An 8,793-nucleotide genomic window follows, 5' to 3' on the forward strand; every position below is an offset into this window, starting at 1 on the left:
ACCCGGCACTCGGTACCGGCCGGACAACCACCCCGGACGGCCTGCGACCGCTGTGCCACGCCGGTCGGCCGCTCCCTGCGACCCCGGTCACCGCTCGCCCGGTGCGCCGCCTGCGACGCCCGGGTGGGGGCACCGCCGTTCACCGTCGAGATCGCACTCGTCGTCGCGGTGATCGCACTGCTCGTGCCCGCCCGCCCGGCGGTCGAACCCCTCGCCGTCGCCGGCTGGCTGGCGTTGGCCCTGCCGCTGGCCTTCGTCGACGCTGCCGTGCACCGGCTGCCGGACCGGTTCACCATCCCCGCCGCCCTCGGCACCTGGGGGCTGCTCGGCCTGGCCGCCGTGGTCGACGGGAACCCGGCACCCTGGCTGCGGGCATGCGTCGCCGGGGCCGGGCTGGCGCTGTTCTTCGCCGCCTCGACCCTGCTGCTCGGCCGGCGGGGCTTCGGCCTGGGGGACGCCAAGCTGGCGCTCAGCGCCGGGGCACTGCTCGGCTGGTACGGCTGGGGCACCCTGATCGCCGGGATGTTCCTCACCTTCGTCTGCGCCGCCGTGGTCAGTCTCTGCCTGCTGGTCACCGGACGGGTCCGCTGGCGGGGGCAGGTACCGTTCGGACCGTTCCTGATCCTCGGCACGGTCGCGGCGCTGGTGCTCGTCCGCTGAGCCGACGCCGCCCGGTCGGGGCGTCTCCGACGAGCGGAGCAGGCCGACCCGTCAGCGCACCAGGTCACGGGTGCCGGTGCGGAGCCGGCCGGGCAGCGGGCCGATCCGGCGGGAGACCGGCCCGGTGACCCACCGGGCCAGCAGCGGCACGGTCGACCCGGCGACGGTCGCCCCGAGCAGCAGCCCGACGAGCACGTCGTGCGGATAGTGCACCCCGACGAACGTCCGGGAGAACGCGGCCAGCACGGCGATCACCGCCGCGATCACCCCGAGCTGCCGGGAGAGCAGCAGAACCGCTGCCGCCGTGGCACCGGCGATCGTCGAGTGGTTGCTCGGGAAGGACCAGTCCCCGGTCGGTGGGCAACGGGCGATGGTCTCCAGCTGACTGAAGGTCCGGCAGGGGCGCTCCTGGTCCAGTAGCACCTTCACCCCCTCGCTCAGGCCGTACGCGAGCAGCACCCCGAGCGGAGCGGCCAGGGCCAGCGCCCGCCCGGGGGTGGGGGCGCCCAGGTGACGTACCGCCGCCCCGGCCAGCAACAGCCCGAGCAGGATGATCGACGCCTCGGTGAAGTGGGCCGCGAACCACTGGACAGCCGGCGGGCTGTCGGCCGCGAACCCGACGATCTCGCGGTACCAGTCGGCGCTGACCTCGGTGACGGCGTCGGGTCCCATGGTCAACTGAACTCACCCCGGCAAAGGTTCATAAACCTTCTATCGGCGCAAGGGCCGAAAACGGTACGCCCGGGATGTAAGGAAGGGCCCCTTGTTAACGCTTTCGGTAGAGGAAGGGACCCCTATTAACAACAGCGGACCCGGAGACGGTCGGCGTGGCCGCCGGCCGGCTGCTAAGAACTGAAGCGACCGCCGTGCCGGAATCGGCGTGGGAGAGCGCGTCCGAGGCTGCGACACGACCGGCCGACGTCGACGTCGCAGCGCCGTCGGCTCAGCATCTCCGGTTAGGAAGGACGGACCACGATGGCCAGTGAGGCCGCGCCAGTCGGGACCGAGTCTGATCAGAGCAGGCCGAACGTCGCCCGGATGTACGACTACTACCTGGGCGGCTGCCACAACTTCGCCCCGGACCGGGCCGCCGCCGAACAGGTCCTGTCGATCTTCCCGGACACGCCGGTGGCCGCCCAGACCAACCGGCATTTCCTCCGCCGGGCGGTACGACACCTCGCCACCGAGGTCGGCATCCGGCAGTTCCTCGACATCGGCGCCGGTCTACCCACCCAGGGCAACGTGCACGAGATCGTGCGGGAGTGCGCACCCGGCTCCCGGGTCGTCTACGTGGACGTGGACCCGGTCGCCGTGGCGTACGCCCGGCAGCTGCTGGCCGGCGCCCCGGACACCACGGTGCTCCGGGCGGACGTCCGCCGACCGGACGAACTGCTCGCCGACCCGGAGGTCAACCGGCTGATCGACTTCTCCGAGCCGGTGGCGGTGCTGCTGGTGGCCGTCCTGCACTTCGTGCGGGACGCCGAGGACCCGTGGGCCTCGGTCGCCCGACTTCGGGACGAAGGCGTACCGGGCAGCGCACTGGTGCTGTCACACCTGACCCTGGACGGAGCGCCGCCGGTGCCCGCCCAGGCAGGCCGGGCGGTCTACCAGCAGAGCAGCGCCCCGCTGGTACCCCGAACGCACGCTGACATCAGCCGCTTCTTCGACGGGTACGACCTGGTCGAGCCGGGCCTGGTCTGGTGGGGCGACTGGCGGCCGGAGCCGGCGCCCGACGGTGACCGGCCAGGCGGGGTCTCCCACGGTTACGGCGGGGTCGGTCTCCGGCGCTGACCGGGTGGATCGTGGACGGCGAGAGTGGGCCGCCAGGGACTCGAACCCTGAACCTATGGATTAAAAGTCCACAGCTCTGCCATTGAGCTAGCGGCCCTGTCCGCCAAGGCTACCGGATCGGCGTGCCGGTGGGCTCGCGGCTTCTGGGGTGGGGCACGCCGCGCCGCGTGGGCCGGGCGTCGCGGGTCGGGCCGCTGCCGTCATCCGCGACGACCGACCGGTACGGGTTTCCGGCCCGACCGGTACCCGGTAGCCGGCAACCGACAGATATTGCCGTTGGCCGCCAGCTCGGCAGGCCGTCGACCAGCCACGACGGTATCGAGCAACGTGGAAGAAACGACCCCGGTGGCCCGGTGCCACGATCTGCGCTGCGTGTCCCGCTGGACACGTGCCGGTCCGGTCCGGGCCGGTCGGCCAGCCGAAGGGGGGACTTCACGTGAATCGACGACAGTTGCTGGCGCTCGGTGGCGTGGCGGGGGGCGCGGTCCTGCTGCCGACCGCCGAGACCAGCGTGGCGCAGGCCCGGCTGCACGCGCCGCAGCCGGTGGGGCACGACCACGGCCGTACGGCGCCGGCGGTCGCGGTACGCCCCGACGTCTCCGAATTCTCCGTACCGATGCCGTTGCCGCCGGTGCTCGCCCCGGTGGTGTCGCGGCGCGACGTGCAGATATACCGGCTGGCCATCAAACCGGCCAACGTGTCGATCCTGCCCGGTGTGCTGACCCCTGCCTACACCTACGGGGGCAGCTTCATCGGACCGACGATCCGGGCGAAGGCCGGTCGCCGGGTGATCGTCAGCTACCAGAACCAGCTCGGTGTGTCGACGAACGTGCACCTGCACGGGGCCCACGTCGCGGCGAGCAGCGACGGGTACCCGATGGACCTGATCGAGCCCGGCGGCACCCGGATCTACGACTACCCGAACCGGCAGCAGGGCGCGACGCTGTGGTACCACGACCACAGTCACCACACCGAGGCCGAGCACGTCTTCCGGGGTCTGCACGGGTTCTACCTGATCGAGGACGAGGAGGAGGCCGACCTGCGCCTCCCCAGCGGCGCCTACGACGTGCCGATCATGATCCGGGACGCGGCCTTCGACGCCGAGGGGAAGCTGGCCTTCTCCTTCGACCCGAGTACGCGTACCACGCTGCTGGTGAACGGCAAACCGCAGCCGTACTTCCGGGTCGCCGCCCGCAAGTACCGGTTCCGGCTGCTCAACAGCGCGAGCGAGCGGGTCCTCCAGTTGAACCTGGGCGGCGCGGAGATGGTGCAGATCGCCTCCGACGGTGGCCTGCTGCCCGCGCCGGTACCCCGTACCGAACTGGTGCTGGCCTCCGCCGAACGGGTGGAGCTGGTCGTCGACTTCTCGCGTTACCCGGTCGGCAGTCACGTCGTCCTCTCCGACGGCAGCACGCCGCTGCTCCGGTTCGACGTGGTCCGCAGCGCACCGGACAACAGCCGGGTACCCGACCGGCTCCGGCCGCTGCCGGCCCTGCCGAAGGCGACGGTCTACCGGGAGGTGTCCCTCGGCTTCGACTTCACCTCGGGCGACCTGCCCATCGGTGTGATGAACGGCCGCCCGTTCGACCACAACCGGGTGGACTTCCGGATCAAGCGGGGGACCACCGAGATCTGGAACATCACCAACGCCGACCCCGAGTTCGTCACCCACACCTTCCACATGCACCTGGAGCAGTTCCGGGTGCTGGAGCGCAACGGTGGCGCCCCGACGCTGGACGACGCGGGCCGCAAGGACACCGTCTTCATCCCGGTGGGTGGCTCGGTGAAGATCCAGACGACCTTCACCGATTATCTCGGGAAGTACGTCTACCACTGCCACTTCCTCGACCATTCGAGCCTCGGGATGATGGCCCAGATGGAGATCGTCCGATAGCTCCAACCGTCCGGCCCGACCGACAATCCGTCGGTCGGGCCGTTCGCTGTCCGAGTGGTTGATGTGACCCTGCCCGGACGGCGACGACCACTCCCTCGTGCCGGTCGTCCGCGCAGCGTGACGCCCGGATGACCGACCGGATGCGCTGTCCCGGATCACCCCGGAGTGGCAATTCCGTCATTGCTCCGTCGCTAGGTGTCGAACCGTGAAGGTGTCGGCAAACAAACATCGAAAGGGTCTTTCGGTCCGGTATCGGATCCTGTTAACGTGACGCGCTCGGGAAACACGGCCGACCCACCCGTCGGCCGTGTGTACGCAAGAGACAACCAGCCTTCACGGCTGGACACGGGGATTCGTCGGTCGCCTGGGCGTCGCGTCACGCGCGCTGGAAGGCGTAGTTCGATTCATGTACCTGTTCGACCGCCCCGAGCCCACGCGGCTCGACCGAGCTGCGTGTATGTACATGGGACGACGGGAGTAACTGCTTGTCCGCAAAGTCCAAGTCTCGCCGGTCCGGGCGCCGCGCTGTCGGCGTCGTCGCTGGCCTGACGATCGGAGCCACCGCCGTTCTGTCGCCCGTTGGTGCGGCGCAGGCGGCCTCCACCGACCTTCCGCCGCTGCCGAAGAGCGCCAAGCAGGTCGGCGTGCCACATGAGAAGATGCCGGCTGGCGCGGTGCGCGCCACCGAAGGTGCTCCCCGGTCGGGCGCCTACGGGAATACCTTCACCAACCGGTCGACCCGGGTGGTCAACGGTACGCCGGCGAACGCGTCGGAGTTTCCCAGCGTGGTCGGCATCCGCACTCTCTTCGTCGGCCAGGATGAAGCCGGTAACGAAGACTGGTACATCTCGACCTGCACCGGGACCGTGCTCAGCTCGACCAAGGTGTTGACCGCAGCGCACTGCACCGTGGACTACCCGTACGGCACCACCTGGGTCATCGCCGGTCGGACCAACCTTGACGACACCGCTGGTGGTTTCGTCGCCCGGGTTGCCACCACCTGGACCCACCAGGGCTACAACCTCGCCGCCCAGTATGCAGGTACGGCTCTGGCGCCGGTCGATGACGTGTCGGTGCTCACCCTGAAGGACGCCCTGCCGGCGACCTACACCCCGGTGCAGCTCTCCGCGCAGGGCGACCAGGCGCCGTACGCGGAGGGGATGTCGGCGACGATCGCCGGTTACGGCATGAGCGACTCGGCCGACAACAGCTCGTCCGGGATCCTGCACAAGGGCACCGTGCAGATGAAGAGCAACACCACCTGCTCGGGCGAGTACGGTGCGGCGTACGACGCCAACCGGATGATCTGTGCCTCCGGTGGCACGGAGCCTACGGCGACGGACACCTGCCACGGTGACTCGGGCGGCCCGATCTTCGTGGCCGGCAAGCAGGTCGGCATCACCAGTTGGGGCAAGGACCCGTGTGGCACCGCCCCCGGCGTGTACGAGCGGTTGAGCTACTACAACAGCTCAATCTCCTCCGATCTGAACAAGCACGGCCTGGTCAACCTGGACTGGACCGGCGACGGGCACAGCGACCTGTTCGTCCGGACCTCCGATGGTGAACTGGTGGTGGTCACCGGCAGTGGCCTCGCCTCCGACGGGTTCGGCGGCATCAACTATTGGGCCTACCCGTCGACCAACTCGGATCCGGGGTACCTGACGGGCAACTTCACCGGTTACAACAAGCTGTTCCGCACCTACAACTGGAACGACGACAAGACCCCGTCGATGATGGCGCGGGACGGTTCCGGCAACCTGTACCAGTGGAAGACCGACGGCGAGGGCGTCATCCTCGGTGGTCGGACCCAGATCGGCTCGGGCTGGAACAGCTTCACCGACATCATGGTCACCAACAACTGGACCGGTGACGGGCGTCCTAACCTGATGGGCCGCAAGGCCGACGGGACGCTGGTGCTCTACACCAGCAACGGCACCGGCGGCTGGACCAACCCCAAGGGCACCGTGATCGGTACCGGCTGGAACTCGTTCAACGTGGTTCTCACCCCGGGCTCCTGGCTGGGCGACGGCAAGCAGTCGCTGATCGGCCGTCGGCCGACCGGTGAGCTGATCCTGTTCAACAGCGACGGCATGGGCGGCTGGAGCAACCCGAAGGGCACCCAGATCGGTTCGGGCTGGGGCGGCTTCCCGGTCTTCCTGTCGCCGGGTGACTGGAGCGGCGACAACCTGATCGACCTGGTCGGGGTCAACGAGAGCGGCGCGCTGCGGCTCTACACCACCAACGGCCAGGGTGCCTGGCTGGACGGTAAGGGCAAGCAGCTCGACACCGGCTGGAACGCGTTCACCGCGGTCTTCTGATCGGTACGACCGGTCGCCGCTGACGCGGTGGCCACGGTCATCGGCCCCCGGCAGGGTTCACCTGCCGGGGGCCTTTCGCATTCCCGGACGAATGGGCGCGGACGACTACCCCGCCCCGGACCGGGAAGAACAGGTGGATGAGATCGCACAGCCCGGCGGCGGTGGCCGCGTCGAGCGAGTGGAGGGACGGAGCCGGGGTACGGCAGCCGGGCGGTGAGGTACACGCCTGGCGGTCGGGACAGAACCAGACGCTCTGCGGGGTACCACTGAGTCGCAGCCGACTACGCCGGTTCCCGCACGTACCCTTCGACTACCGCAGCACCGACCAGCTCACCGCCGCCGACGAGGTCGGCTGGATCTGCCCCCGCTGCGTCGCCGCCACCAGCGGTCGGGAACGCCGCCGCCGGGACCGGGTCTTCCACCGTCCCTGAACCTCGACGGTGCCGGCACGGTTCAGCGCGCCCGGACCGGGTACCGGACCCGAATGCGGATCGTCATCGTGGGCGCCAGTGGCAATGCCGGTACCGCCCTGCTGCGGCGCCTGCACCGGGAGCCGGGTCTGGACCTCGTCGGTGTGGCCCGCCGGCCACCGGAGCCCGGCTCCGGTGCGCCGTACGACACCGTCCGGTGGCACGCGCAGGACATCGGCGCTCCGGGCGCGGCCGACGAACTGACCCGGGTTTGCGCCGGGGCCGACGCGGTGGTGCACCTGGCCTGGCAGATCCAGCCCAGTCACGACCAGCGGACACTGCGCCGTACCAACGTGGACGGCAGTCGTGCCGTGTTCGACGCGGTACGCCGGGCCGGCGTACCGGCCCTGGTTCATGCCTCCTCGGTCGGCGCGTACGCACCCGGTCCGAAGGACCGGACGGTGGACGAGAGTTGGCCGACGACCGGCGTGCACGGGTCGTCGTACAGCCGGGACAAGGCCGAGGTGGAGCGGATGCTGGACCGGGTCGAGGCGGAGCAGCCGGGGCTGCGGGTGGTCCGCCTCCGGCCCGGCCTGATCTTCCAGCAGGAAGCCGGTACCGAGATCACCCGGTACTTCCTCGGGCCGCTGGCCCCGGTGCGCCTGCTGCGGTTCGGTCGGATCCCTCTGGTGCCGGCGAACCGGCGGCTCCGGATGCAGGCGGTGCACGCCGACGACGTGGCGGACGCGTACGCCCGGGCGGTCCTGGGCGATGCCCGGGGCGCCTTCAACGTCGCCGCCGACCCGGTGCTGACCCCGGACCTGGTGGCGCGGCACTTCCACGGCCGCACGGTTCCGGTCCCCGCTCCGGTGCTCCGGACCGCCGCCGCGCTCACCTGGCGGGCCCGGCTGCAACCGGTCGATGCGGGCTGGGTGCGGTTGGCGTTGGGCGTACCGCTGATGTCGACGGACCGGGCGCGGACCGAACTCGGCTGGCGCCCGACCGTGGACGCGGTGACCGCGCTCCGTGAACTGTTCGCGGGGATGGCAGGGCGGGCGCACGCCGCCAGCGCCCCGCTCTCCGGGGCGAAGGGGCTCGCCGGACGGCCCGGTGGGCTCGTCCGGGGCCGGGTGCCGGGCCACGGAAACCCGTACTGAGCAGCTCAGCTGCGTCCTGAGACAGCAGTCAGCTCAGTCTGGAGCCGCTGACCTGGGGGCGTCCCGCGCCGAGGAAGAAGATGCCCGGGTACCCGGCGGTGGCGAAGCCGTCGTTCGGGTTGCGGCGCAGGGTCGACTGTTCGATCCGCAGGCTGCCGGTGCGGTCGTTGCTGACGAAGAAGACCGCCCCGCCGCCCTCGTTGGCGTGGTTGTCCTCGACGATGCTTCCGGCGATCCGGAGCGTGAACCGGTTGCCGTCGCAGTAGACGGCTCCACCGCTGCCGCCGCCCGAGGTGCCGGCGCGGGCCGGGTTGGCCCCCCGCCCGGTCGCCTGGTTGTGGCTGAACACGCTGTTGAGCACGGTCCAGGAGACCCCGATGCTGCTCAGCGCGCCACCGTTGGCGCAGCTGCCGCCCTGGCCGGCGGCGCCGCCGAAGGTGCTGCGCACGACGTACACCGGATGGCCCTCGTGCTGGCTGAGCACCCGGATGGCGGCGCCACCGAGGTCCTGCCCGGTACGGTCGCAGCGGTTGCGGACGAAGCGTGCGTTGACCACCTTGAAC

General features: G+C 70.4%; 7 protein-coding genes, 1 tRNA gene and 1 pseudogene. 6 read left to right on the forward strand and 3 right to left on the reverse strand.

The genetic code is table 11. From position 1 onward, the window contains the following. Positions 1-660: prepilin peptidase (locus tag GSF22_RS26480; RefSeq protein ID WP_208816454.1), on the forward strand; the 660-nt coding region annotated here is incomplete at its 5' end. A gap of 51 nt (positions 661-711) precedes the next feature. Here GSF22_RS26480 and GSF22_RS26485 read toward each other — a convergent pair. Continuing rightward, positions 712-1,332: a phosphatase PAP2 family protein gene (locus tag GSF22_RS26485; RefSeq protein WP_208816459.1), complete on the reverse strand. Its 621-nt coding sequence runs from the start codon at positions 1,330-1,332 to the stop codon at positions 712-714. Positions 1,333-1,635: 303 nt separating this feature from the next. Between GSF22_RS26485 and GSF22_RS26490 the strand changes: the two genes are divergently transcribed. After that, positions 1,636-2,451 (forward strand): SAM-dependent methyltransferase, encoded by an 816-nt coding sequence (locus GSF22_RS26490; protein WP_208816455.1) that lies wholly within the window; start codon positions 1,636-1,638, stop codon positions 2,449-2,451. A 25-nt stretch (positions 2,452-2,476) separates the two neighbouring features. Here GSF22_RS26490 and GSF22_RS26495 read toward each other — a convergent pair. Then, positions 2,477-2,548, reverse strand: a tRNA-Lys gene (locus tag GSF22_RS26495). Positions 2,549-2,887: 339 nt separating this feature from the next. On the opposite strand from GSF22_RS26495, the gene GSF22_RS26500 reads away from it, so the two are divergent. From GSF22_RS26500 to GSF22_RS26515, 4 genes are all read left to right on the forward strand, one after another. Continuing rightward, positions 2,888-4,345, forward strand: a complete 1,458-nt coding sequence (locus GSF22_RS26500) for a multicopper oxidase family protein (protein WP_208816456.1) — start codon at positions 2,888-2,890, stop codon at positions 4,343-4,345. A 644-nt stretch (positions 4,346-4,989) separates the two neighbouring features. Further along, complete coding sequence (locus GSF22_RS26505; protein ID WP_307804347.1) at positions 4,990-6,663, forward strand: S1 family peptidase; 1,674 nt, start codon at positions 4,990-4,992, stop codon at positions 6,661-6,663. A gap of 137 nt (positions 6,664-6,800) precedes the next feature. Then, positions 6,801-7,094: a hypothetical protein gene (locus GSF22_RS26510; protein ID WP_208816457.1), complete on the forward strand. Its 294-nt coding sequence runs from the start codon at positions 6,801-6,803 to the stop codon at positions 7,092-7,094. A gap of 53 nt (positions 7,095-7,147) precedes the next feature. Continuing rightward, a complete protein-coding gene (locus GSF22_RS26515) occupies positions 7,148-8,230 on the forward strand; it encodes an NAD-dependent epimerase/dehydratase family protein (RefSeq protein ID WP_208816458.1) in 1,083 nt (360 codons plus the stop codon). A 28-nt stretch (positions 8,231-8,258) separates the two neighbouring features. Here GSF22_RS26515 and GSF22_RS26520 read toward each other — a convergent pair. Beyond that, positions 8,259-8,793, reverse strand: a pseudogene (locus GSF22_RS26520) (hypothetical protein); the annotation flags it as partial.

It is taken from the genome of Micromonospora echinofusca (assembly GCF_017614955.1).
Taxonomy (GTDB): domain Bacteria; phylum Actinomycetota; class Actinomycetes; order Mycobacteriales; family Micromonosporaceae; genus Micromonospora; species Micromonospora echinofusca_A.